The 24647-nt window shown below is 72.5% G+C and carries 20 protein-coding genes; 8 read left to right on the top strand and 12 right to left on the bottom strand.

The window, feature by feature from the left end:
- Positions 1 to 49 precede the first annotated feature (49 nt).
- The 4 genes from ACH4ZA_RS35465 (at position 50) to ACH4ZA_RS35480 (ending at position 4516) form a co-directional block, all read left to right on the top strand.
- Positions 50 to 523, top strand: coding sequence for a GPW/gp25 family protein (locus tag ACH4ZA_RS35465; RefSeq protein WP_319275570.1), 474 nt, complete (start codon positions 50 to 52; stop codon positions 521 to 523).
- Positions 523 to 2472: a putative baseplate assembly protein gene (locus ACH4ZA_RS35470; protein ID WP_398433283.1), complete on the top strand. Its 1950-nt coding sequence runs from the start codon at positions 523 to 525 to the stop codon at positions 2470 to 2472. The genes ACH4ZA_RS35465 and ACH4ZA_RS35470 overlap by 1 nt, the downstream gene beginning before the upstream one ends.
- Positions 2469 to 3080: a phage tail protein gene (locus ACH4ZA_RS35475; RefSeq protein ID WP_398433284.1), complete on the top strand. Its 612-nt coding sequence runs from the start codon at positions 2469 to 2471 to the stop codon at positions 3078 to 3080. Before ACH4ZA_RS35470 ends, ACH4ZA_RS35475 begins: the two co-directional genes overlap by 4 nt.
- 98 nt (positions 3081 to 3178) lie before the next feature.
- The gene (locus ACH4ZA_RS35480) at positions 3179 to 4516 is read left to right on the top strand and encodes a discoidin domain-containing protein (RefSeq protein ID WP_398433285.1); all 1338 of its coding nucleotides are present in this window, start codon (positions 3179 to 3181) and stop codon (positions 4514 to 4516) included.
- A 123-nt stretch (positions 4517 to 4639) separates the two neighbouring features.
- On the opposite strand, the gene ACH4ZA_RS35485 is transcribed toward ACH4ZA_RS35480, so the two are convergent.
- From ACH4ZA_RS35485 to rfbB, 7 genes are all read right to left on the bottom strand, one after another.
- The gene (locus ACH4ZA_RS35485; RefSeq protein ID WP_398433286.1) at positions 4640 to 7975 is read right to left on the bottom strand and encodes a BTAD domain-containing putative transcriptional regulator; all 3336 of its coding nucleotides are present in this window, start codon (positions 7973 to 7975) and stop codon (positions 4640 to 4642) included.
- Between the two features lie 262 nt (positions 7976 to 8237).
- Entirely contained in the window at positions 8238 to 8435 is a 198-nt protein-coding gene (locus tag ACH4ZA_RS35490; RefSeq protein ID WP_398433287.1) for a hypothetical protein, read from the bottom strand.
- A gap of 130 nt (positions 8436 to 8565) precedes the next feature.
- Positions 8566 to 9324 (bottom strand): hypothetical protein, encoded by a 759-nt coding sequence (locus tag ACH4ZA_RS35495; RefSeq protein ID WP_398433288.1) that lies wholly within the window; start codon positions 9322 to 9324, stop codon positions 8566 to 8568.
- Between the two features lie 13 nt (positions 9325 to 9337).
- Positions 9338 to 14110 carry a putative T7SS-secreted protein gene (locus tag ACH4ZA_RS35500; protein ID WP_398433289.1) on the bottom strand — a complete coding sequence of 1591 codons (4773 nt, stop codon included), beginning with the start codon at positions 14108 to 14110 and terminating at the stop codon, positions 9338 to 9340.
- A gap of 2 nt (positions 14111 to 14112) precedes the next feature.
- A complete protein-coding gene (locus ACH4ZA_RS35505) occupies positions 14113 to 14769 on the bottom strand; it encodes a hypothetical protein (RefSeq protein ID WP_398433291.1) in 657 nt (218 codons plus the stop codon).
- On the bottom strand, positions 14766 to 15182 hold the full coding sequence (locus ACH4ZA_RS35510; protein WP_319275553.1) for a hypothetical protein: 417 nt from the start codon (positions 15180 to 15182) through the stop codon (positions 14766 to 14768). Before ACH4ZA_RS35510 ends, ACH4ZA_RS35505 begins: the two co-directional genes overlap by 4 nt.
- Before the next feature lie 135 nt (positions 15183 to 15317).
- Positions 15318 to 16337, bottom strand: a complete 1020-nt coding sequence (rfbB, locus tag ACH4ZA_RS35515) for a dTDP-glucose 4,6-dehydratase (protein ID WP_398433292.1) — start codon at positions 16335 to 16337, stop codon at positions 15318 to 15320.
- Between the two features lie 150 nt (positions 16338 to 16487).
- On the opposite strand from rfbB, the gene ACH4ZA_RS35520 reads away from it, so the two are divergent.
- On the top strand, positions 16488 to 17285 hold the full coding sequence (locus ACH4ZA_RS35520; protein ID WP_319275549.1) for an antibiotic biosynthesis monooxygenase: 798 nt from the start codon (positions 16488 to 16490) through the stop codon (positions 17283 to 17285).
- A 46-nt stretch (positions 17286 to 17331) separates the two neighbouring features.
- Here ACH4ZA_RS35520 and ACH4ZA_RS35525 read toward each other — a convergent pair whose 3' ends face one another.
- The 3 genes from ACH4ZA_RS35525 to ACH4ZA_RS35535 all read right to left on the bottom strand — a co-directional run bounded on the left by ACH4ZA_RS35525 (position 17332) and on the right by ACH4ZA_RS35535 (position 20137).
- A complete protein-coding gene (locus ACH4ZA_RS35525) occupies positions 17332 to 18135 on the bottom strand; it encodes an AfsR/SARP family transcriptional regulator (protein ID WP_319169459.1) in 804 nt (267 codons plus the stop codon).
- 155 nt (positions 18136 to 18290) lie between these two features.
- Complete coding sequence (locus tag ACH4ZA_RS35530; RefSeq protein WP_319275548.1) at positions 18291 to 18695, bottom strand: universal stress protein; 405 nt, start codon at positions 18693 to 18695, stop codon at positions 18291 to 18293.
- A gap of 26 nt (positions 18696 to 18721) precedes the next feature.
- Positions 18722 to 20137 (bottom strand): NDP-hexose 2,3-dehydratase family protein, encoded by a 1416-nt coding sequence (locus tag ACH4ZA_RS35535; protein WP_398433293.1) that lies wholly within the window; start codon positions 20135 to 20137, stop codon positions 18722 to 18724.
- Positions 20138 to 20315: 178 nt separating this feature from the next.
- Between ACH4ZA_RS35535 and ACH4ZA_RS35540 the strand changes: the two genes are divergently transcribed.
- Entirely contained in the window at positions 20316 to 20564 is a 249-nt protein-coding gene (locus ACH4ZA_RS35540) for an acyl carrier protein (protein ID WP_057577785.1), read from the top strand.
- A 34-nt stretch (positions 20565 to 20598) separates the two neighbouring features.
- The gene (locus ACH4ZA_RS35545) at positions 20599 to 21378 is read left to right on the top strand and encodes an SDR family NAD(P)-dependent oxidoreductase (protein ID WP_306950109.1); all 780 of its coding nucleotides are present in this window, start codon (positions 20599 to 20601) and stop codon (positions 21376 to 21378) included.
- 126 nt (positions 21379 to 21504) lie between these two features.
- Here ACH4ZA_RS35545 and ACH4ZA_RS35550 read toward each other — a convergent pair whose 3' ends face one another.
- On the bottom strand, positions 21505 to 22722 hold the full coding sequence (locus tag ACH4ZA_RS35550) for a cytochrome P450 (RefSeq protein ID WP_319275546.1): 1218 nt from the start codon (positions 22720 to 22722) through the stop codon (positions 21505 to 21507).
- A gap of 2 nt (positions 22723 to 22724) precedes the next feature.
- Positions 22725 to 23393 carry a dTDP-4-dehydrorhamnose 3,5-epimerase gene (locus ACH4ZA_RS35555; RefSeq protein ID WP_319275544.1) on the bottom strand — a complete coding sequence of 223 codons (669 nt, stop codon included), beginning with the start codon at positions 23391 to 23393 and terminating at the stop codon, positions 22725 to 22727.
- 88 nt (positions 23394 to 23481) lie between these two features.
- Here ACH4ZA_RS35555 and ACH4ZA_RS35560 point away from each other — a divergent pair, with 88 nt between their 5' ends.
- On the top strand, positions 23482 to 24639 hold the full coding sequence (locus ACH4ZA_RS35560; protein WP_319275542.1) for a nucleotide disphospho-sugar-binding domain-containing protein: 1158 nt from the start codon (positions 23482 to 23484) through the stop codon (positions 24637 to 24639).
- The last annotated feature ends 8 nt before the right edge of the window (positions 24640 to 24647 follow it).

The following is a 24647-nucleotide window of genomic DNA, read 5'->3' on the forward strand; positions in this document are numbered from 1 at the left end:
CCTGTCGTCCGCGTCGGCGGCCGTGCACGGAGAGCGGAGCAGCGAAGCAATGGCCGAACAGTTCGTCGGGGCCGGGTGGGCCTTCCCCCTGCGCACCGACGCCACCGGCGGCATCGCCCTGGTCGCCCGGGACCGGGAGATCGCCGAGTCGATCAGGATCATCCTCGGCACCGCCCCGGGCGAGCGCCCGATGCGCCCCGAGTTCGGCTGCCGGATCCACGACCACGTGTTCGCGCCCGCCGACGAGGACACCGCGGGGCGCCTCGCCTACGAGGTGCGCAGCTCCCTCGACCGCTGGGAGCCGCGGATCGACGTGGCCGACGTGGTCGTCACGCCGGACGGCCACGACGCCGGAACCCTCTACATCGACGTGCGGTACAGCGTCCGGGGCACCAACAACCCGCGCAATCTCGTCTTCCCCTTCTACGTCATCCCCTCGCACGACACGCCCCCGGCCGGCTCCGGCGACGGGGCCGCGTGGAGCGTCCAGGCGGCGCCGAGCATCCAGGAGAGTGCACGCTGATGGCCCTGCCCGCCCCCCACCTCGACGACCGCCGCTTCCAGCAGCTGGTCGACGAAGCGAAGCGCTTCATCCAGCAGCGCTGCCCGGAGTGGACCGATCACAACGTCTCCGATCCCGGGGTCACCCTGATCGAGGCGTTCGCGCATATGACCGATCAGTTGCTCTACCGGCTCAACAGGGTGCCCGAGAAGAGCTATCTGGCGTTCCTCGACCTCCTCGGGGTCACCCTGTTCCCGCCGGTCCCGGCCCGCACCGACGTCACGTTCTGGCTCTCCGCGCCGCAGCAGGGCGTCGTGCTGCTGCCCGAGAACACCGAGGTCGCGACGGTGCGCACCGAGACCGAGGACGCCCTGGTCTTCGCGACCACCGCCGATCTGGCCGTGGTGCCCTGCTCGCTCGCCCACCTGCTCACCCAGAGCGACGGGGCGCGCGCCGTCGACCGTACCGACGACCTCGCCGACGGGCGCGACGTCGGCTGCTTCCAGGCACAGCCGGTCGCCGGGGACGCCCTGCTCGTCGGTCTGTCGGACGCCGTGCCGCACTGCGCGGTGGTCCTGCGGCTGGACAGCCGGGTGGAGGGGGTCGGCGTCGATCCGCGTCGGCCGCCGTTGGTCTGGGAGGCCTTCGACGGAGCCGACTGGCAGCCCTGCGAGGTGGAGAAGGACGACACGGGCGGACTCAACCGGCCCGGTGAGGTGATCCTGCACGTGCCGGGCGGCCACGCGCTCGCGCCGCTCGCGACCCGGCGAGCGGGGTGGCTGCGCTGCCGGGTCGAGACCCCCCGCGCGGACCAGCCCTTCTACTCCTCCTCCCCGGTGCTGCACGGCGCCACCGCGTTCACGATCGGCGGCACCGTGGGGGCGGTCCACGCCGAACTGGTGACCGGTGAGCGGCTCGGCGAGGCGGAGGGCGTGCCGGGCGGGCGGTTCGCCGTCGCCCGGCCGCCGGTGCTGCCGGACGAGGAGCCCCTGGTCGTCGAAGTCGCCGGCGAGGACGGCGGCTGGCAGGAGTGGACCGAGGTCGAGACGTTCGGCGCGAGCGGGCCGGGCGATCGCCACGTGCGGCTCGACCGGACGCTGGGCGAGGTGGCGTTCGGGCCCGCGGTGCGCGACCCCGACGGCTCGCTGCGCCGCTGCGGCGCGGTGCCGCCCAAGGGCGCGCAGGTCCGGATCCGCCGCTACCGCACGGGGGGCGGCCGGCGCGGGAACGTCGCGGCCCACACCCTGACCGTGCTGCGCAGCTCCGTCCCGTACGTGGCCCGCACCGACAACCGCGAGGCCGCCTCGGGCGGCCGGGACGGCGAGTCGGTCGAGAACGCCAAACTGCGCGGCCCGATCGAACTGAGCTCCCAGGACCGGGCGGTGACGGCACGGGACATCGAGACCCTCGCCCGGCGGGCGGCCCCGGCGGCGGCCCGGATCCGTGCCGTGCCCGCCGGGGACGGCGCGCCCGCGGGCGCCGTGCGGGTGCTCGTCGTCCCCCAGGCGTCGCCGGACGGGGACCGGCTGCGGATCGAGCAGCTCGTCCCGCCGGACCGGATGCTCGACGACATCGCCCGGTACCTGGACGAGCGGCGACCGATCGGCGCCCGGCTGATGGTCGAACCGCCGCTGTATCAGGGCGTGACGGTGGTGGCCCGGATCACCGCCGAAGCCGGGGCCTCGGCCGCCCTGGTGCGCGCCCGCGCGCTCGACGCGCTCCACCGCCATTTCGACCCGCTCGTCGGCGGGCCGGACGGCGGCGGCTGGCCCTTCGGCCGTCCGGTCCAGGCGGGCGACGCGCACGCGGTGCTGCAGGCGGTGCCCGGGGTGGCACTCGTCGACGACCTGCGCCTGTTCCCGGCGGACCCGCTGACCGGGCGCCGGGGTTCGCCGGCCGACCGGATCGAGCTGGGCCCGCACGCGCTGGTGCTCTCCTTCGAACACCAACTGCTGGCGGAGGAGCGGTGAGCGGCGCCTCGGCCCGCCGTGCCGTGCCCGGGCTGGAGTCGGCGCTGCCGTTCGGCGACCGGCTGCCCCTGCTCTACGCCGACGACGACTTCGCCCGTCGCATGGTCGCGGCCTTCGACGACGTCCTCGCCCCGGTCCTGTCCACCCTGGACTGTCTCCCGGCCTACTGGGACCCGCGGCTCGCTCCCGAGGACTTCGTCGACTGGCTGGCCGGCTGGCTCGCGGCGGACCCGCCGCCCCGGCTGCCGGCCGCCCGCCGCCGCGAACTGGTGGCCGAAGCGGTCCGGCAGCACCGTCTGCGCGGGACCGCGCGCGGGCTGGCCGAACAGATAAGGCTGGTCTTCGGCGTCGAGGCGGAGATCACCGAGAGCGGCGGCACCACGTGGTCGGCGACCGCGGGCGCGACGTGCGCCGAGTCGGCCGGACCCTCGCTGACGGTCCGGGTACGGGTCGCCGACGCGCGGGTGGCGCCCCTCAGGGAGCTGCGGGCGCTGGTCGACGCCAACCGCCCCGCGCATGTGCCGTGCACCGTCCACGTCGATGTCGACGCCGGTGGCGGTGGCGATGCCCGTGGCGGTGGCGACGTCGCGGCCGAGCCCCGGCAGTAGGACGGCCGGTGCGGCCCGGTACGGGCGGCATGCCAGGAATCCAGGTCACTCGGGCCCGCCCTTCGGGGGCGCCCCGCAAGAACGGAGAACTCACGCAGGTGGCTACATGCGAGCAGTGCGGGGCGCCGCAGCAGGACGCCGACGACTTCTGTGGGGCCTGCGGCGCCTTCACCGCCTGGGGCCGCGAGCGGTCGGGGACGCAGGCGGCGCAGGAGACACGGGCGCAAGAGGAGGCGGCGACGGAACAGGGGGGTGCGGGTGAGGCGGCCGGCCGCGCGGTCGCGCCGCCGTCGAAGGCCCCGCTCGCAGCGGACGCAGCGGACCCCGCGGTCACTCCGGCCGCCCCGGTCGCCCCGGCGGGTTCGGTCTCCTCGGCCGGAGCCGTCTCCTCGGCCGGGGCCGTCTCCTCGGCCGGGGCCGTCTCCTCGGCCGGGGCCGTCTCCTCGGCCGGGGCCGTCTCCTCGGCCGGGGCCGTCTCGGCGGCCGGCGCGGCGGGCGCGGTCGCCGCGGTCGCACCGGTCGCGCCGGTGCCGGGGAAGGCGGTCCCCTCCGCGCGGACGGCCGCGTCGTCCGCACGGGATCAGCTCGCGCCGACGGCCCCCGCACCCGACGCCGCGACGGCGGCCGCGGTACGCCCCGCGAAACCGACATGGGACCGTGTGGAGCGGCGGCACGGCGTCCCGGACGGACACGTCCCGGCGCCGGACGACGTGGAGTGCGCCGGGTGCGGCACCCCCAACCCGGCGGGCCGGCGCTTCTGCCGCCGGTGCGGCGACACGCTCGACGAACGCGCCGCCCAGCCCCGCGCCTCCTGGTGGCAGCGGCTGGCGGGACGGCTGCGCGACCGCCGCCACCGGCGCCGGCTGGGCCGCCGTCACGGCGGATGGGCGACGGCGCGCCGGGCGGCCGGCGTGGTCCTCGTCCTGTGCGTGCTCGGCGGCGGGATCCGTCTGTCGTGGCCCTACGCGTCCCGGCTGCTGGGCGACGCCCGCGATCACGTCGCGAGGTCCGCGCCCGTCACGCCGAAGAAGGTCACCGCCTCCAGCAGCGCCCCCGGTCATCCCGCGGCGTACGCGGCCGACGGCACCTGGACCAACTGGTGGGCGCCGCAGAGCCCGGCCGAGGGCCAGTGGGTGGAGGCCGAGTTCGACGGGGCTGTCGACCTGCTCCACCTCGTCGTGCTCTCCGGCGCCTCCGAGCGGCAGGACGGTTTCCTCAAGCAGGCGCGACCCGCGGTGTTCGAACTCACCGCCCGCGTCGCCGGGGGCAAGACCGTCACCCGGCGCATCAAGCTCCAGGACAAGTACGGGTCGCAGGACTTCCTGCTCGCCATGAAGGGGGTGACCCGGATTCGCCTGACCGTCGTCTCCTGCTACGGCGCGGCCCGGGGGCGCCTTGCCGCCGTGGGCGAACTCGAGTTCCGGACCCGCGCGTGAGGCGCGCCTGCCGCGTCTGGGCCCGCGGGCGCGGCAGGGCGGCCGGAGCGCCGGGGCGGGCCGCGGACCACCGGGACTGCCGGGAGCGGCGGCGGACCGGCGGCGACCGGCGCGGCCCGCTTGTCAGCCGAGGGTGCGGATCACCCGTTCGTACTCGCGCTGAGCCCGTTCGGCGGCGGCCGTGCTGCCCGCCTCGCGATGCGCCGCGACCAGCAGCTGCCACGAACGGTCGCGGTAGCGGTCCAGTTCGAGGCTGCGCCGGGCCGCCTCGGACGCCTCGACGGGGCGCCCGAGGAGCAGTTCCGCCTCCGCGAGCGCGCCGGTGACGTCGGCCGCCCGGATCCGCAGCCGCCGGCGCTCCGGCACCACCCACTCGGTGGGCCCGAGTTCGGGCAGCAGACTGCCGGCGTACCAGCGGTGAGCGGCCCGCAGGGTGTCGGCGATCTCCTCCGTGCGGCCGGTGTCCCGGATGCGCCGCCAGTCGGCGACGGCTCGCTCGAACCCCCCGACGTCGCACGCGTCGCCCGGTCCGAGGGCGATCCGGTAGGACTCGCCGTCCCGCAGCAACAGCCGGTGGTCCCCGCGTCCGGCGTCGGGTTCGAGGAAGCCGCGCAGGTGGGAGATGGCCACCTGCAGATTGCGGATGCCCGCCTCCGGTTTCAGGTCCGGCCAGAGCGCGGCGAGCAGATGCTCCCGGTGCACCAGCCGCGGTGTGTGGACGGCCAGCAGCTGGAACAGCGCCCGGACCTTGGGGCGCAGCGCCGAACAGTCCAGCGGCTGCCCTTCGCGCTGCACCTGGAACAGCCCGAAACAGCGGATCTCCAGTCGCGGCCGGGCGGGTGGGGCCGACGGGGCCTTCCGTACGGCCGGCCCGCCGAGCCGCGCCGCCCTCGGGGCCGTAACCGGAGCCGGCGTCGCAGCGGGGGCGGGCGCGGGGATCGCGGCCTGGGTGTCGGCCGTGGCGCCGGCGAGGCGCGCCTGGGCTCCGGCCCGTTCTGCCAGCGGCGCCGCGTCGCATGCGGCCGCGAGCGCGGCGGCCCGGTGCAGCATCGGGACGGCCTCCCGGTGACGTCCGAGGCGGTGCAGCGCCGTACCGTGATCGGTGAGCACCCGGGCCAGCGGCAGCCGTGCGTGCGGACCGCTCAGCGAGGCCTCGGCCTCCTCGAACAGGCGCAGCCTGTCCTCGGCGCCGGCCACCAGGGCGCAGGCGTGCAGGGCGACGCCGATGGCCTTCGGACGGCCCCAGCGGCGCGCGAGCGCCAGCTCCTCCTCGGCCCAGCGGCGTACGCGTTCGCCCTCGGGCCCGTGCCCGTGTCCGTGGCCGCCGAGCGTCGCGAACGCCTGGGTGGCCCAGGACCGCCAGGCGCCGTAGGACACCCCGCGGATGTTGTGGCTCAGCAGCAGAGCGCCGTGGTCGAGGAACTCGGCCATCGCCCCGCGCGCGTCGCCCCGCGCCAGCAGCAGACGGCCCCGTCCGGACCCGGACTCGGGATCGGACCGCGGCTGGTCCGGCCGGCCGGGACCGGTCGCAAACCCGAGCAGCCTTCCCGCCTCGGCGATCTCTCCCCGCTCGACGAGGGCGTGCGCCAGCAGACTCTGGTCCTGCAGCCAGGAGAACAGGCGCACGTCGACGCCGGACCGTTTGAGCAGGACGTTGGCGCTCCTCGCCGACTCGACGGCCTCGCCGAGCCTGCCCACCGAGTACAGGAGCCGGCAGCCCACCGCGTGGGCGAGCGCCGAGCCCAGCAGGTCGCCCGTGGCGTCGGCGCGGCGGGCCTCGAGGTCGTGGTAGTGCAGGGCCGAGTCGTCGTCCTCGACCCGGCCCAGCGTGAGCACGTTCGCCCAGTACAGGATGCGCTCGACGAAGCCGTCGGGCATGGGTTCGGCGAGGACGCCGAGGGCCAGTTCCCGGGCTTCGTCCGCGGAGTCACCGTGGCGGCAGCACTGCACGGCGCGGACCGTGTCCAGGCACTGCCGGGCGACCGTGTCCTGCCGCTCTCCGCCGCGCAGACCGGCCGCACGCCGGTTCATCTCCACCGCGGACGACATGTCCATCAGGGTCGTCGCCATGGCCTGCGCCTCCAGGCGGACGGCGAGCGCCCCCGCCCCGGCGAGCCGCTGCGCGGTGCGGTCCAGCACCGTCCGCGCCTCCTCCCCGCGACCGAACATCAGCAGCGCGCCGGCGAGATGGCCTGCGATGTCGACGCAGGCGGCCTCCTCGCGCGAGGAACCGGCCGGGCCCGCCGGCAGACAGGCGCGGGAAGCCCACGGCCGGGGCTCGCGCAGCGCACGCCGCAGATAGCGCTCGCCCGCCCGCGGTCTGCCCGCGGCCATGGCGCCGACGCCGGCGTCGTGAAGGGTCTCGCCGGCCCAGGCGTCGATCCCCGGACTGGTGTGCACCAGGTGCTCCGCCACCTCCGCCTTCTCTGCGCCCGTCTCGTGCAGCACCCGGGCGGCGAGGGAGTGCAACGTGTCCGCGGTGCTCACGGGCAGGAACCGCTCGATCGCCGCCGCGACCAGAGGGCGACGGAACGCCAACGGCTGCTGATTCACCAGCAGTTGCCTGCGCACCAGCCGGTCGACGGCGTGGGCGGCCTCCGCTGCCGTCAGTCCCGCCAGCCGTGCGGCGATCGCCAGCTCCGCGTGCTCGCCCAGCACGGCGACCGCCTGGGCCAGCGACACCGCGGACCTGCCGAGGCCGCGCATCCGCGCGTAGGCGTCGTCGGCGGCGGACTCGGGCGCGTACCGGGCCAGTTGCCGACCGGTCTCCTCGTCGGGCGGTGCGCCCTGTCCGATGAGTTCGTCGAGCAGCGCCCACAGCAGGCGGGGATTGCCGCCGGTCTCGCGGACCACCGCCCGCAGGAATCCCGGGTCGCACTCCTCGGGCAGCGCGGACCGGACGATCCGCTCGACGGCCGCGGGGGCCAGACCGGCGAGGACGGTGCGCCGGCAACGGTCGGTGAGATCACCGAACGGCGTCGGGGCGGTCACTGCCTCCCCCGTCCGCGCGCTCCCCAACAGCGTCACCCGGGGTGTGCGGCACTGGTTCGTCAGGTGATCCAGCCACTGCAGCGAGGGGCCGTCACACCAGTGGAGGTCGTCCAGCACCAGCAGGGTCGGAGCACCCCCGGACGCCACGGCCAACGCCTGCTCGACCTCGCGGTGGTCGGGCACCGAAGGCGGCGAGGACAGGGCGCTCGGCCGGCAACGCTGGAACGCACGCCACACCGAACTGTACGCAGACGGGCTTTCTTCCGGATGTAATCGGATATGCATCACGAAAAAGCCGATGCTTTCCGCATGTTTGGCTATTTCGGCCAGCAGAGTGCTGCGCCCCATACCTGCCTCGCCCTCCACCAGAAGTGCGAGGGGGAGATCGCTGGCGGCGTCGCCGAGAGCCTGGAGAATGCCCAGCCTTTGGGCTTCACGCCCCTCTTGGGGCGGTATCGGCGTTTTCATTCATGTGACGGGGAATCGGTCGCACGACGCGTGCGACTCCCGTTCGGTCGCGTCCTCGTTTCCTCCCGCGACCTGCCGTCGAATGGTCCGCACCATAACCGCCCGATGCCCCGGATAACTGACATGGCCGCAGCATAATGGCAACTCGGCGGCATCCCGGAACGTAAAGGGCGACAGTGCGGCGACTGAATACCGGCCTTTCGCCTTTTCCGGACCCCCACGATTCCACACGCCGCCCGGGTCCTGTGGTGCCCCGCCGCGTCTACTCCGGTTCTGTCGCGCGTTTCTTCAGGTCTTCGGCGTGCTTGTCCCAGTCGGGGCCGAAGGAGAGCAGGTCCGTGGCCGCCTCACGGAGCAGCCGCGAGTCGTCGGGGCGTTGCAGGCAGGCCAGGCGGTAGGCGAGGGCGCGGGCCCAGGGCGGATGGGCCGTCCAGTCCTCGGCGAGGACGTCCCGCAGCATGGCGCGGATCTCGTCTGCCGTGGCGAAGGTGAGCTTCTCGACGAAGTCCCGCGTCGCTTCGTTGACCTGACGGCTGTCGGCGCCGTCGATCGCCTGACGGAGGCTCCTGGCCGCGGGGGTCAGGTCGGTGTCATCTGGGCGCGTAGTCCTCGACCAGGTCGGCGATGAGTGAAAGCAGGGCGTCGACGCGGTGCCGGTCCTCGCGCTGGTCGCGCAGGGCCTGGTCCAACGTCCGGAGCCGGTCCAGGGCGGCCGGAGCTCGCTTTCGCACCTCGTCGAGCAGAGGTGTGGTGATCAGATCCAGGCATTCGGTGAGCAGGCGGCGGGTGCCCGGCGCGGGGGGCGCCGGGTCGGGGGCGGCGAAGCCGGTGGTCAGGTAGCGCGCGGGGTCGGTGAGGCTCCAGCCGACGACGGCGCCGTGCTGGACGAGGAGCGCGACGTCGGGGGCGATGCCGATGCGGGCGTCCAGCGGCTCGTCCAGGACGTCGAGGTCGCGTAGGCAGGTGAGCGCGGTGTCTTCGGGGGCGCGGCAGAGCTCCGTGGTCACCGCCAGGTGGAAGTCCCGGGCGTCGTCAGCGCGAAGACCGCCCGGGCGGACCGGGGGTGTTGCGGGAAGGCGGGCGGAGTCCTCGGCATCGGCGGCCTCGTAGGGCAATCGGAACCCGGCGCCCACCAGTTCCCGGCCGGCCTGGTCGAACCGGAGTTCGTCGGGAGCGTCCCACAGCCACTCCCGGCTGCCGAAAGTCTCGACGAGGAACCGCTGCCATTCCGTCACGTCCGCGTACTCCGCGATGCGCACACACTGGCCCGGGAAGTCGAAGCGCGGGGTGCTGCGCAGTGGATCGTCCGTCACCGTCGCGGTCCAGTCGTCGTCGAGGGTGAGTCTCATGGTGAATGCCGCCTTATCGAATCTGCACAGCGGGAGCCATGTAGCCGTTCTTGGCCGGAATCCTGCCTTCCACCACGTCTGCGTGGGTAATCGGCCCACCGGGATCGGTGGGCAGGCCGCCGAGCGCCCTCACTCCGGAGTCGCCTCTGATGCCGGACGGGCCGTATGCCGTGATGACGTTGCCTGCCCCGGCGCCGCCGCCCTCCGCCACCACGATGTCCTCCCCCTGTCGGAAGGTCAGCCTTCCGCTGCCCGCCGTTGAGTGGTACACCGCGTCCGGGTTCTTGAGGATCTCCAGGACCCGTTCGTCGCTGAAGCCGTGCATGGAATCCGCGTGGTAGTTGCCGGCCTTTCTCATCCGGTCTCCCTGGGCTCTCTCGACGACGTCGTCCGCGGTCTGGATGGCCGTTTCCCTGGCCTTCTGGGCCTTCTCCTCCTTCGTGTACTTGGGCATGAGGCCCAGCGGGTCGGATCCGCTGAGCGGGTTGTCCACGTACGCGAGGGGGTTGGGGGCGGGAGCGAGGCCGAGGGGGTCGGGGGAGATGTAGCGGCCGGTCTCGGGGTCGTAGTGGCGGAAGTAGTTGTAGTGCAGGCCGGTCTCGGGGTCGTAGTACTGGCCGGGGAAGCGCAGCGGGGTGTAGGCGCTGCTGTCCCGGGCCCAGGCGGTGGTGCCCCAGAGCGTGCTGCGGCTGCGCCACGCGATGTCGCCGGACTCGTCGACCAGTTCGGTGGGAGTGCCGACGACATCGGTGGCGATGGCGAAGAACCGGCGGTCGATCTCCTCCTGCCGGGCGTCGGCGGTGAGGATGCGCTCGGTCTGGGCGAGGGCCGTGCCGGCGCGGTGGTCCCAGGTGAGGGCGACCGTGTGCGGGACGTCCGGCCGGTGGCCGGTCTGTTCGCACAGGGTGAGGCCGTCCCAGGTGAAGCGGGTCTCCTCGACCACGCTCTCGCCGTCGGACGCCAGGCGCTGCTTCGCGGTGCGGCGGCCGAGCGGGTCGTAGCGGTACCGCCACCGGGTCCCGTCGGGGGTGGTGACGGAGGTGAGGCGGTTCTCCGTGTCCCACTCGTAGCGCCAGGTGTCGGGCTTGCGGGAGAGACGCTTCTTCTGCCGCAGGACGACCCGGCCGAGGGCGTCGTGCTCGAAGCGGACGTCTCCGGCGCGGGTGATGCGGGTGCCGGTGTAGGAACGCGCTCCGGTGGCCTCGCTGCCGGGATGGCGCGACGGCCAGGACGCCGAGGTCTGGTTGCCGGCGTCGTCGTAGGCGTACCGCTCGGTCCAGTCCTGTGCGTGGACGGCGGTGACCCGGCCCGTCGGGTCCAGGTCGAAGGTGCGGGTGCCCGCCTTCCGGTCCGCGACGGAGACCAGGTGGCCGTCGGCGCGGTAGGCGTAGACGCGGCTGTTGACGGCCCGGGCGCCGGCGGTGATGTGCTGCGCGGCGAGCCGTCCGGCTTCGTCCCAGGTGGAGGAGACGGTGATCGTGTCGCCGAAGACGCGGGCGAGCTCCCGGCCGACGGCGTCGTGCGTGAAGCCGACCCGCCGACCGCCGGTGGCCAGGTGCTCGAGTCGTCCGTCGTCACCGTAGGCGTAGGAGGTGACGTGGCCGGTGGGCGTGGTGCGCCGGGTGCGGCGGCCCAGGGCGTCGTAGGAGTAGGAGACGGGACGGCCGTCCACCAGCTCGGTCTTGACCCTCCCCTGCCGGTCGTACCGGTAGTGGAGCTCACCGTCCGGTCCTGCCGCCTCCAGCAGGCGCCCGGCCCGGTCGTGGACGTAGGTGGTCACGCGTCCGTCGACGTCCTTGCGGACCACCTGGCCCAGCCGGTCGCGCTCGAAGGAGACGGTCCCGCCGAGTCCGTCGACCCGGGCCGCGAGCCGGCCCGCGGCGTCCACCCGATAGGTGAGGGTGCGGCCGTCGAAGTCGGTCTCGGAGCGGATGTCGCCGGCCGCGTCGTACGTGTAGGTCCAGCTCAGCCCCTGGGGGTTGGTGACGCGGGTGAGGCGCAGCTCGGCATCGTGCTCGAACTCGTAGCGGGCGCCGTCGGGCAGGGTCCGGGCGACCGGGAGGTCGAAGTGGGTGTACTCGAAGCGTGAGACGCCGCCGGAGGCGTCGGTGTGGGCGAGCAGGTTGCCCTCGCCGTCGTACGTCCACGATTGCGTCGCGCCGTCGGGTCCGGTGCGCCGGGCGAGCTGCCCGTCGGCGTGCCACTCGAAGCGGGTGACGGCGCCCGTCGGGTCGGTGACGCGGACCGGCCGGCCGAGGGCGTCGCGCTCCGTGCGGGTGACGGCCCCGTCGGGAGCGGTCACCTCCAGGGGCAGCCCGGCCGCGTCGCACACCACGCGCGTCGTCGCGCCGAGGGCGTCGGTGACCGAGGTGAGCCGGCCGGCGTCGTCGTAGGTGTGCCGGGTGGTGGCGCCGGCCTGGTCGGTGACCGCGGTGCGGTTGCCGCGTTCGTCGAACTCGTGGACCACGCGGGCGCCGTCCGCTGCGACGACCTCGACGGGCAGGCCGAACGGGCCGCGCACGGTGCGCAGTTCGCTGCCGTCGGGGCGGACGGCGCGGACGACCCGGTCGGCCTCGTCGTAGGAGAAAGCGGTGGTGAGGCCCAGCGGATCGGTGCGGGTCAGCAGGTTGCCGCGGGCGTCGTAGGCGAACCGGGTGGTGTGGCCGAGCGGGTCGGTGACGGCCAGCAGCCGGCAGCCGGGACCGAACAGGTAGCGGGTCGCGTGTCCCTCGGCGGTGGTCAGCGTGGTCGTGTGGTGACCGGTCCCCGGGTCGGGTTCGGTGTAGACCAGGCTGATCTGGACGTGACCGGCCTCGCCGCCCTCCGCCACGACGCGGTCGTGGTCGTCGTAGACGTAGTCGTAGCGGTGTCCGCCCGAGTCGATCCAGGCGATGACACGGCGGCGGTCGTCGTAGACGAACGTGGTCGTCGCGCCGGAGGGCTTGGTGACGGCGGTCAGGTCGCCGTCCTGGTAGCCGTAGGTCATCAGCGGCAGGTCGGCGCCGTTCTCGCCCGCGCCGGCCAGGGACAGCCCGGTGACGAGGCCGCCGGCGGACGACAGGTTCACCCGGTGGCCCGCCGAGTGGACCAGGGCCAGCGGCAGGCCGTCCTCGTCGCGGTCGATCGTGATCGTGTGACCGTTGCGTTCGGAGACCTCCGACAGCCAGGCGACGCCGTCGCCGCCCGGCTCGGCCCCCGGCGGAGCGGCGAAGCGGAACACCAGGCCGCTGTCGGGCACGGTGACCGTGTAGTCGCCGTGGGCGTCGCGGGCCAGCTCGGTGCGGGACCGGCCGGACTGCGGTGTGGTGGGCACACCGGGCACCGGGTGCGGGTACGCGATCAGGAGCCCGTCGGCGGTGACGTGGAGGACGCCGACGGCGTCGATCTGCAGACGGTCGTCGACGGTGGACGTCCAGGCGGGGCCGAGGAAGCGGCCCGCCGTGCAGCCGGACTCGGTGCGGCGGGTGAAGGCCAGCGGCAGGATGCCGGGAAGTTCGAGGTCGGTCTGGGGCAGGTACATCCGGCCGGTGGCGAGGTCCACCGGGTCGCCGCCGGGGTTGCGGTCGCCGTCCGGGGTGTTGTGGGTACCGTCCGGGGCGTCGTCGACCAGACGGCGCAGCCGTGCCGCCTCGGCGGCGTCCTCCGCGATCCGCACGCCCTTCACCGCGGCGCCGCCGCCCCCGGTGGCCACGGTCAGCGCGACGTCGGGGAGCAGCCGCCCGAGGCCCTCGGAGGGGTCCTTCATGAAGTCGGTGACCATCTGCTTGCCGGTGCCGACCGGGTCGTTCGCGGCGACGACCAGCCCGGCGGCCAGGCTGTTGAGGGAGGTGAGGTACTCGGCCGGGTGCGTGAGGTTGTACGGGTCCATCGGGTTGACGCCGCGGACGAAGTTGAGGATGCCGGCGGTGCCCTTGATGACGCCGCCGCCGACGTGGTCGCCCATGATCTGCAGTTCCTGCATGCCGTCGTTCAGCTGCTCCGCGTAGGACGGCTTCTCCGGGGCGGTGTCGCGGGCGGCGCGGACGGCGGAACGCGCGGTCTCGGCCGCCGTGTTGCGCTGCCTGCGCGCCTCGGTGAGCAGGTCCTGGGCGTCCTGCATCAGCTTCTTGCCGGGGTCGTCGAAGGTCGCCGCCGGCTTGGCGGGCAGCGTCGAGAGGTCGCGCTTGTCGGCGGGCTGGGCGTTGTAGCGGTCGACGGCGCTGTTGTAGTCGTCGACCTTCTTGCGGTGGGCGTCGGCGGCGCTCTCGGAGGCCTTGACACCCTCCTTCCACTTGTCGATCGCGGTCTGCGCCTGCCCCTGCGCCCAGGTGACCGTGCCGGCGAACGCCTCGAGCGCGGCGGCCGCCTTCTCGCAGGCGTCGGCGCCGGTGAACCACTTGGGCGGCTGGGTGCTCACCGCGGTGCGCAGGGCCTCGGCCGTCGCGCCCTTGAGCCGGGACGAGTCGAGGCCCTTGAGGCCTTCGCCGGCGCCGTCGAAGGAGGTCTGGAAGCCGCGGAGCTTCTCGGCGGTGGAGCGGATCTTGTCGGCGCTGCCGTAGATCAGCTTCGTCTTGTCCTCGGTCTGCCCGAGGTCCAGCTCGTCGACCTCGGCGCCCAGCCGGTCGGCGACCGAACGGGATTGTTCGCGCACCCAGTCCGCGCCGCTCTGCCAGCCGGCGTCCTCCAGCTTGTCGGCCGTCCAGTTGCCGGCGTCCTCGACCCGGTCGCCGACCCATGCGACGCCGTCCTCGACCGCGTCCTCGACCGAGTCGGGCGTGATGTCACTGATGAAGTCGCCGATGCCCACCGTCAGTTCCCCCCGGCCCCGCCGTGCTGCTCCGCCTGCTGTGCGCGTTCCTCCGGCGACGGGCCGAAGGTGTCGTCCAGCGCCTGGTTCCACTGGTCGTCGGAGATGCCGAGCGCGTCGTTGAGCAGCTCCGACCGCCGGCCGCCCTCGCCCTCGGTGAGGACGGTGCGACCGGTGTCCTTCCAGGTCTGCTCGATGTCCTGACCGGCCTTGTCGAAGGACTCGCCGCTCCAGTCCGGGTCCAGGGAGTCCGGTGTGAAGACGTCGCCCCAGTCCTGCTGGGCGATCTCCGCCTCGGTGGCGTGCGGGTTGCCGCCCATCACCGAGTTGACGCCCACCTTCAACGAGCCCGCTATGTACTGGTCGTGCTCCCACTGGGTGCCCGCCGCGAGGCCGAGGCGGTTCGCGAGGGCGCTGGCATCGCGCACCAGGGCGCGCACTCCCCACTCCCAGCGCTCGCAGAAGTCCTCGAAGTCCGCCGACAGGCCGTGGTGCCCGGCCTCCATCTGGGTCATGGCCAGCTCCGAGAAGCCCTTGCCCATCACCGAGCCGGTGGCGCCGCCGAGTTCGCCGAGCTGGTCGATCGTCGCGCCCACGCCCTGGGTGAACTTCGCGACGGCGTCCGCGCCGAGCTGAAGGTCCGTTCCCTCACCGCTCACGGCAGCCTCCCCGCTGCCGCCGCACCGGCGTCGACGGCGACCGCGTCCGGGACGATGCCGACGACCGGCGGGAAGAACATCGACCCCTCGTCGGTGGCGATGTCGACGGCGAGTCCGGCGGGTTCGCCCAGGGCGGGCACGATCTCGTCGACGATGCGCGCGCCGAGCAGCGCCGCGTACTCCAAGGGCCGGTCACCGGGCCCGTGGTGCAGGGCGAACCGGGCGAGCGCGGTCTCGTCGGTGAACCCGCAGATCCACCGCACCCCGCCCGAGCGCACCGACCACAGACCCCCGTCGGCCACCGGCACCAGCAGCACCGAGCGCCGCATCTCGCCCACCAGCGCGCGCGGGTCGTCGCCCCCGCTTCTGCGCTCCGCGATCCGCTCAGCGAGCGCCGCTCTCCACTGCTGCACGGTTCCTCCCCGGTCACAGGTGCCTCAAGGCACCGTAGATCAGGACGCACAGCACATGGGCATCGGTTCTTGTGAAGGTTCGCCGGGGGCCGGACGGGCTCCCGGCGGATCAGGTCTGCCGGGGACCGGCCGCGATCAGACGGGCGCCCCCCGCCCGGCGCCCGCCGCCGCGGTCGCGGGTTCCCGGCCGTCGTGTTTGAGGGGGCGCCACCAGGTGGGGTTGTCGCGGTACCAGGCGACGGTGGCGGCGAGGCCCTCGTCGAAGGGGACCTCGGGGGCGTAGCCGAGTTCGGTGCGGATTCTGGAGTCGTCCAGGGCGTAGCGCAGGTCGTGGCCCTTGCGGTCGGGGGCGCGGCCGACGAGGGACGGGTCGGCCCCGCACAGGTCGAGGAGCAGGTCGGTGATCTCCCGGTTGGTGCGTTCGGTGCCGCCGCCGACGTTGTAGACCTCGCCGGGGCGGCCGCCCGTCAGCACCAGCTGTACGGCACGGCAGTGGTCGGATACGTGCAGCCACTCGCGGACGTTGGCGCCGTCGCCGTAGAGGGGGACGGGGAGGCCGTCGAGCAGGTTGGTGGCGAACAGCGGGATGAGCTTCTCGACGTGCTGGTAGGGGCCGTAGTTGTTGGAGCAGCGGGTGACGGACACGTCCAGGCCGTGGGTGCGGGCGTAGGAGAGGGTGATGAGGTCGCTGGCCGCCTTGGACGCCGCGTAGGGCGAGTTGGGGGCCAGCGGCCAGTCCTCGGTCCAGCTGCCGTGGGCGATGGAGCCGTACACCTCGTCGGTGGAGACGTGCACCACGCGGGTCACGCCGGCGGCGAGGCTCGCCTCCATGACGTTGTGCGTGCCGACGCAGTTGGTGCTGACGAAGTCGGCGGCGTGCACCAGGGAGCGGTCGACGTGGGACTCGGCGGCGAAGTGGACGACGGCGTCGTGCCCGGGGACGAGGCCGCGCAGCAGCTCGCGGTCGCAGATGTCGCCGTGGACGAAGGTCAGCCGGGGGTGCTCGGCGGGGAGGTTCGCCCGGTTGCCGGCGTAGGTGAGTTTGTCGAGGACGGTGATGTCGGCTTGCTCATATCCGGCGTACTCGCCGCTCAGCATCGCTCGCACGTAGTGGGAGCCGATGAAGCCGGCCGCGCCGGTGACCAGGATACGCATGCGGCTCACGGTGGCCCGGGACGCTAGAGAACCCCTACACCCGCGATCGACGCGTGCGGCGCGGGCGTCCCGCGTTCCATCGGCGTTCCGTCCAGGTTCAAGACGCGTCGACCAGGGTGGGGGCATGATCCCAACGCCCAAGGAGCAGTCATGACCGAGGCGCAGAAGGTCCCCGACGTGCGCAAGACGGTGACGGTGGACGTGCCCGCGGACCGGGCCTTCGCCATTTTCGCCGAGCGTCCCCTCGAATGGTTCCCCGAGCGGCACGTCTTCGTCGAGGACCGGGTGTCGCTCACCATCGAACCCTTCGAAGGCGGCCGCTACTACGAGGTCGGCGCCGACGGCACCGAGATCGCCTGGGGCACGGTGGTGGAGTGGAACCCGTCCAAGCGGATCGTGCTGACCTGGCGGGTCGGCCCGAACTGGCAGCCGATCTTCGACGACGAGAAGGCGAGTTTCATCGAGGTCGACTTCGAGCCGCTCGGGCCCGGGCGGACGTCCGTGGCGCTCACGCACAGCGGACTGCACCGGCACGGCGAGATCGCGCCGCAGATCCACGCGGCGCTCGACGGCCCGAGCCCGGGGGACACGCTGGCCCGCTACGAGCAGGTCGTCGCCCGGGTCTCCGCGGCGGCGAAGGCGGTCCCCGTGACCCTCGTCAACAGGTTCCAGCTGACGGGGGAGGCCGAGGAGTTCGAGAAGGTCTTCGCCGCGACCTCGGCCTTCTTCGCGGCCCAGCCGGGTTTCGTCGAGCACACGCTGCACCGCCGGATCGGCGAGCCCGCGTCGTACGTGAACATCGCGCGCTGGGCGGACGGCGCCAGTCTGCGGGCGGCGGTGGCGCAGCCGGAGTTCCAGCCGCACAGCGCGGCGCTGCGGGCGCTCGCCGTGTCGACCCCGGAGCTGTTCGAGGCCCGTCTGCGGGTGACGGCCGCCGACGCCGAGTGAACGACCGGGGGCGGGAACGGCGTGCGTCGCCGTTCCCGCCCCCGGGTCAGGTCGGCTGGGTGAACAAGGTGGTCGGGGCGACGAAGTCGAGCGCGGGATCCGCCGACAGGATCGCGTGCTGCAACTGCTGCAGTCGCGCCGACGGTTCCAGCCCGAGCTCGTCGGCCAGCTCGCTGCGCACCCGCTGGTAGACCTCCAGGGCCCGCCAGCGCTGCCCCGAGCGGTAGAGGGCGATCATGAGCTTGGCGCAGAAGTTCTCGTGCATCGGATTGCGGGCGACCAGCACCGCGAGTTCGCCGAGCAGCATGTGGTGCCTGCCCAGGTGCAGTTCGGCGGCGATACGGGTCTCGAGCAGGCCCAGCCGGCTCTGCTCCAGGCGCGTGGCCTCGATGCTGAGGTGGACCCCGCGCAGGACGTCGATCAGGGCGTCCCCCGACCACAGGTCGAGGGCCTGGCGGGCCACCCGGTAGGCCTCCACGTGGTCGCCGTTCTCCGAGGCCTGGTTGGCCTCCTCGACGAGCCCGTCGTAGAGCTGGGCGTCCACCATCACCGCCTCGGGGGCGAACAGGTAGCCGTTGTAGCGGGTCAGCAGGACGTCCTTGGCCGAGCCCGACAGCACGACCCGGCCGATCAGTCTGCGCAGTTGCAGGATGTAGGTCTGCAGGGTCGTCAGCGCGCTGCGCGGTGGTTTCTCACCCCAGATCTCCTCGACCAGGGTGGACACCGACACGACCTCACCGGCCCGCAGTGCCAGCAGTGCGAGGACCTGGCGCGGTTTCGCCGCCGTGGGCGCGATGCACCGGCCGGCCCCGGTGGCCTCCATCGGCCCGAGCACGTTTATTTCCAGCAACTTTTCCCCCTCTACGTGGCGCTTCTTTTCAGCCTCTGCGGTTACCTTCGAAGAATGCACGACCGGAATTGAGGCTCGGAACTGCCGCTGTCACCAATGCGCATGAGGTTCACAGGGCCCAGGTATGGGTTTTTCATACGCGTGACGCGAACAAGTCAGACGATCAGCAGCTTGGTGTCCTCGGGGAGGGCGGGAGAGCCCACCATCCTGGCGGTGCGCCGCCAGCGCCGGCGGCCCAGCACGACCCAGTCGGGCCGCCTCCTGCGGACCAGGCCGGCGACGGTTCTGCCGGTGTCGCTGTAGGTCGTGTGCAGGGTCCACTTCACGGCCCTGCCCTCCAGGAACGCGCCGACCTTGAGCAGGGACTCCAGTTCGAGGTCGGTGGAGTCGAACGCGGCCGCCAGGGAGCAGTCGAGGAGCAGGGTCCACGGCCGCCGCAGGACCAGGACGAGGACCAGGTCGCCGCCGTGTTCCTCGGCCAGGGCGACGGCGCAGCGCATGAGACCGCTGTCCACCGTCCACATGACCGCGACGACGGGACGAGGGCGCCGCAGTGCCATCTTCCGCTCCTTCCCGCTCGTTCCGGCTAGCCGAGGGAGTTCAGGCAGGCGACGAGGGTGCGTGCCTGCACGTTCACGTACTGGCTGTGCCGGAGCAGCGCGGTGAGCTGGCTCACCGTCGCCCAGGCGTGACCGGGCGGCAGGCCGTCCGCCGGCGCCGCGTCCGTCTCGGCGACGACATAGCGGCTCACGGCGTTCAGGAAGCGGCCGCCCTCCTCGGCGTGGAGTGCGTCGTAGTGGATCCGCGGGGAGCCCTGGACGGGGACGTGGGCGAGGAACGGCGAGGTCTCCTCCTCGAGTTCGCCGGCCGACATGCACTGGACCGTCGGGGCCAACTCGACGCCGTCCCCGAAGCCGCCCTCGGCCGCGGCGCGCACGAGGACGTGGAGCACGCCGTCGAACTCCCTGACCAGGAAGGCGGACAGGCCCCTGCCGACCGGCTCTACGAGCGGCTGCGACCAGGAGGCGACCTCCCGGCTGCCGGCCCGTACGTCGGCGGCGACCACCCGGAAGTGACGGCCGTCGTCGCGGCTGATCTCCTTGTCGTCGCGGTGCCAGCCCGGCAGGGCGCCGAGCGGGAGCCGGCCGGCCTCGAGCCGGCAGTCGGCGCGCAGCCCGGTGAACCAGCTCAGCAGCTCGGCCGTGGTCGACACGGCGCCGGCGTCCGGGTCGCGGGAGGCGGCCAGCGAGCGGCTGAACCGGTCGGCCGCCCCGGCCTCCGGCCCCACCGGGGGCAGGCACGCCAGCACCGTGCGCGAGTCCATGTTGATGACGTTGTCCCTGGCCAGCAGGGCGTTGATCTGTCCGAGGGTCAGCCAGCAGAAGTCGTCCTCGAGGGGGACCGCCTCGTCGGCGGCCGCCTCGACGAGCATGTTCCGGTTCCGTTTGCGGTAGAACCAGTCGCCGTGCTCGGACTGCAGCACGTCGGCGATCACGCGGGCCGGCCGCCGGCCCGTGAAGTACTCCAGGTACTTGACCTTCGCGCCCCGGTGCACCTGCGTGTAGTTGCTGCGGGTGGCCTGGACGGTCGGCGAGAGCATCAGCGGCACCGGATTGCCCGGTTCCATCTTGGCCTGCATCAGGAAATGCAGGACCCCGTCGAACTCCTTGACGAGAATCCCGAGGATGCCGACCTCGGGCTGGTTGATGATCGGCTGGAACCGCTCGGCGGATCCGGGAGCGCGCAGACAGAGGCCCTCCACGGAGAAGAACCTTCCGCTTTCGTGCACGAGGTTCCCGATGTCGTTCTCGAATTTCCAGCCGCGCAGTCCGGAGAACGGAATGCGGTCGACCGTGAAGTCATGCGCACTCGCCCGTTCGGCCAGCCACGCGTCGAATTCGTCCATGTGCATCTGAACGCCCGCCGTCCGCTGGGCGGAGGCGGCGAGTCGGCTGGGAAGAACGAGGTCTTCCCGTGGCTTCAGCTTTTCCACACCCGACACACCCTCGTTGGCTGGGAATCGTTGGGCGGCCCACGCTGGACGGGGCCGCTCGATTTCCGCGGCAGCACTGCTGGAGCATTGCTCGGAAGCCGGGTTTTCCAGGCGTGCGCGAGCGCGATCCGAGTCGCCGGGCCCAAATTCTCAGAGCACGCACAACCCTCCGACACGGGAGATGGAAATGGCGGAACTGACGATCGACCGGCTCAAGGACATTCTGCGGATCAGCGCGGGCGAGGACGAGTCGGAGCAGCTCGCCGGCGACATCGGCGGGACCACGTTCGGCGAGCTCGGCTACGACTCGCTGGCCCTGCTGGAGACGGCGGCCCTGATCAAGCGCGAGTTCGGCGTCGACATCACCGACGACATGGAGCACCTGAACACGCCGCAGGCGATCACGGACTTCGTGAACGGCAAGTCCCTCGCGTGAGGGACTCCGACCGGACGGGACGGGAAGGACCCAGATGAGCGACAGGCGGGTAGCGTTCGTCACCGGAGCCAGCAGCGGCATCGGCCTCGCGGTGACCCGGACCCTCGCGGAGCAGGGGATGGCGGTGTACGGGTGCGCCCGGGACGCCGACAAGCTGGCCGAGACGCTGGAGAAGCTCACCGCGGAAGGGCTGGAGGTCGCGGGCGGTCCCTGCGACGTGACCTCCACCGAGGGCGTCCGTGCGGCCGTCGCGGCGGCCGTGGAGCGCTTCGGCCGTATCGACATCCTGGTCAACAACGCCGGCCGGGGCGGCGGCGGGGAGATCGCCCACCTCGACGAGCCGACCTGGCTCGACGTGATCGACACCAACCTCAACGGTGTCTTCCGCGTGACCAAGGAGGTGCTGGCGTCCGGCCGGATGGGCGAGAACGGCTACGGGCGGATCGTCAGCATCGCCTCCACCGGGGGCAAGCAGGGCGTCGTCTACGCGTCGCCCTACTCGGCCTCCAAGCACGGGGTGGTCGGCTTCACCAAGGCCGTCGGCCTCGAACTGGCGAAGTCGGGCATCACCGTCAACGCGGTGTGTCCCGGGTACGTCGAGACGCCGATGGCCGAGCGGGTCAGGTCCGGGTACGCGGACTTCTGGGGCGTCTCCGAGCAGGACGTCCTGGAGAAGTTCAACGCCAAGATCCCGCTGGGGCGTTACTCGACCCCGGAGGAGGTCGCGGGCCTGGTCTCCTACCTGGTGACCGACACCGCGGCGTCCATCACGGCGCAGGCGATCAACGTCTGCGGCGGGCTGGGCAACTACTGAGCGCGCGACGGCTCCGGCCGTCGCGCGCCCGGCGCCCGAACGACGCAACACAACTGAACGACGCAACACAACTGAACGACACAGCAGAGGGAGGGAGTGCCAGGCACCCCCTCCCTCAAGTCGTTTTCACCACTTGACCGGCAGTGACCACACGCCGTAGACGACGGAGCCCTCCTTGGTGCGGATGTCCTCGTAGGGCACCGCGAGCTGGAGGTCCGGGAAGCGCTCGAAGATCTTGGTGAGGGCGATCTCCAGCTCGACCCGGGCCAGGTCCGCGCCGATGCAGTAGTGCGCACCGTGCCCGAAACCGAGGTGGCGCCGGGTGCCGCGGGAGAGGATCAGCTCGTCGGGCCGCTCGAAGACGGAGGCGTCCCGGTTGGCCGGCAGGGCCAGGCACAGGATGCCGTCGCCCTTCTTGATGGTCACGCCGCCGAGCTCGATGTCGTCCAGGGCGACCCGGGGCACGGCCAGGTCGCCGATGGTGATGTAGCGGACGAGTTCCTCGATCGCCGGGCCGATCAGCGACGGGTCGGCCTTGAGCTGCTCCAGCTGCTCGGGGTTGCGCAGCAGGGCCATGGTGCACAGGGAGATCATGTTGGCGGTCGTCTCGTGCCCGCCGTTCATCAGCAGCCGGCACAGGTTGACCAGGTCACGCGTGGTGTACTCCTCGCCGGACTCCCGGTAGGCGATGATCGCCCGGCTGAGCAGGTCGTCGCCCGGCTCGCGCTCCTTGAGGCCGACCAGCTTCTCCAGGTACCTGCCCACCTCCACCATCGCGGCCTGCCGCTGGTCGGGGGTGCTGTGGCCGCCCAGCAGGTTGGTGCCGTGCTCGGCGAAGAACGCGTGGTCCTCGTACGGCACGCCGAGCAGTTCGCAGATCATCGACATCGGGACCGGCAGCGAGACGATCTCGTGCAGGTCGGCCGGCGAGCCCGCCGCCTCCAGGGCGTCGAGGCGCAGGTCCACGTTCTCGACGATCTTCGCGCGCAGCTGCTGGACCCGGCGGTTGGTGAAGGTGACGGCGGCCTTGCGGCGGGTGGTGGTGTGCTCGGGGGCGTCGTAGCCGATGAAGGAGGTCTCGGTGCGGAACTCCGGCGGGGCCTCGAAGTAGAAGGGGAAGTTGTCGTGCTTGCGCGAGGAGCTGATGCGCGGATCGGTCAGCAGCTGGCGTATCAGGTGATAGTCGGTGACCGCCCAGACCTCGAGGCCGGTGATGAGGCTGACCTTCGTCACCGACCCCTTCTCCATCATGGGCCCGTACTCCTCGGGCATGGAGAAGGGGCACTTGCGCTTGTAGGGAAACGTCGACTGTTCGGTCGTGGATTCGGCGGCGTTCACCGACATGACTACTCCTTGTCTCCGGCGAATTCAGAAGGTCGGCTCGGAATCGCGTTCCGAGACGAACGCGAAAGGAAAGAAGTGCGCTGCCGGGCGTAATGCGCCAGGCAGTCCTCGTAGCGGGGCAGAATGCCGAGTTCGGCGGCCCGGGACAGGCTCGGCGCCTGAAGGTCCTTGGGCGCCACCACCGGTTCCTCCGTCAGGGGCCAGGGCAGGGCCAGATCCGGGTCGAACGGGTCGATCTCGAACGGCGTGCCCGGGATGTACGGGGTGTCGAACACGTAGCTCACGCAGGAGTCGTCGGTCAGTGACACGAAGCCGTGCGCCATCCCGTCGGGCAGGAACACCGCCGTGCCCTTCCCGGGCTCCAGCAGACTGACGTCGTGGCCGCCGAACGTCGGCGAGCCGACGCGCACGTCCAGCACGACGTCCAGCACGGCGCCCCGGACACAGGTGACGTACTTGGCCTGGCCCGGCGGCAGACTCACCCCGTGCATGCCGCGCAGCACGTTGCGGTGGTTGACGGAGAAGTTGGTCTGCACCGGCCGGAACACCTGGCCGGTGACGCGGGTGAACTCCTCGTCCCGGAAGGACTCGAAGAACGCGCCCCGCTCGTCGCCGTGGATTCGCGGCCGGATGCGGTAGGCGTCCCGCACGGCCATCTCCTCGATCTCCATGGCCCGCGAAGCTACGAGACACGGCTCGAGCACCGCTGGTGGCGGCGGCTCAAGTGCGGCTCGAGTGGCGGGCGGTTGCATGACCAGCATGAGGATTCTCGTGAGCACCGGCCCGAGCTACGGGCTCTACTGTCCGGTCGTCCCGCTTGCCTGGGCGCTGCGCGCGGCGGGTCACGACGTGCTGGTCGCCGCACCGGAGAGCCTCGCCCCCGTGGCGAACGGCTCGGGGATGCCCTTCATCCCCACCTACGGGCCGATGCACATGCGCGAGGTCATGGCCCACGACCGGCAGGGCAACCCCATCGCGTTCGCGCGTGAGGAGCCCCAGATGCTGGAGCAGGCCGGCCGCGGCTTCGGCCGGCTCGCCGCCCGCACCCTGCCCGGCCTCCTCGACGTCGCCGAGAAGTGGAAGCCCGACGTCATCGTCGCCGAGCCGCACACCTACGCGGCCGGCGTCGTGGCGCAGCTGAAGGGCATCCCCTGGGTCGAGCACGGCGTCGGCCTCGGCTACTTCCGCGAGATGGACAAGTCGGGGGCCGACGAGCTGACGCCGGAACTGACCGAGCTGGGCCTGGGCGCCCTGCCCGAGCCGGACCTGGCGCTGGAGCCCTGCCCGGCCTCGCTGCTGCCCGCCGGGGGCGCCCACGGCGTCCCGATGCGCTACGTCCAGTACGACCCGCCGGCCACCGTGCCGTCGTGGGTGTTCGAGGCGCGCGAGCGGCCCCGCCTGCTGCTCACGCTGGGCACGGTGGCGCCGGCGGCCGGCGGGGCCCGGGTGCTCAAGGACCTGGTCAACTCGCTGCCCGCGCTCGGCGTGGAGCTGCTCGTCGCGGTCGCCGACGACATCGTCCCCCAGCTGGGGCCGCTGCCCGACGCGGTGCTGGCCGCCGGCTTCCTGCCGCTGGCCTCGGTGCTGCCCTCCTGCGACCTGGTGGTCCACCACTGCGGCGGCGGCTCCACCATGGCGGCGATCCTCGCGGGACTGCCGCAGCTGCTGGTCCCGCAGCCGATCGTCGCCGAGCAGTACGACAGCGCGCGCCGCGTCACCGCGTACGGCTCCGCCCGCCAGCTGGTGGGACAGCCCATCGACCCGGAAGCCGTCGTGGAGAACTGCCGCGCCCTGCTCGAGGACGAGTCGTACGGCGTCAAAGCCCGGGCACTGCGCGCGGAGGTGGCCGCGATGCCGTCCCCGGCGTCCGTCGTGCCCGTCATCGAAGAGCTCGCCGGCGCCAGGCCGGGACGGTAGGGAAGGAA

Source organism: Streptomyces sp. NPDC020597, assembly GCF_044335095.1.
Lineage (GTDB): Bacteria > Actinomycetota > Actinomycetes > Streptomycetales > Streptomycetaceae > Streptomyces.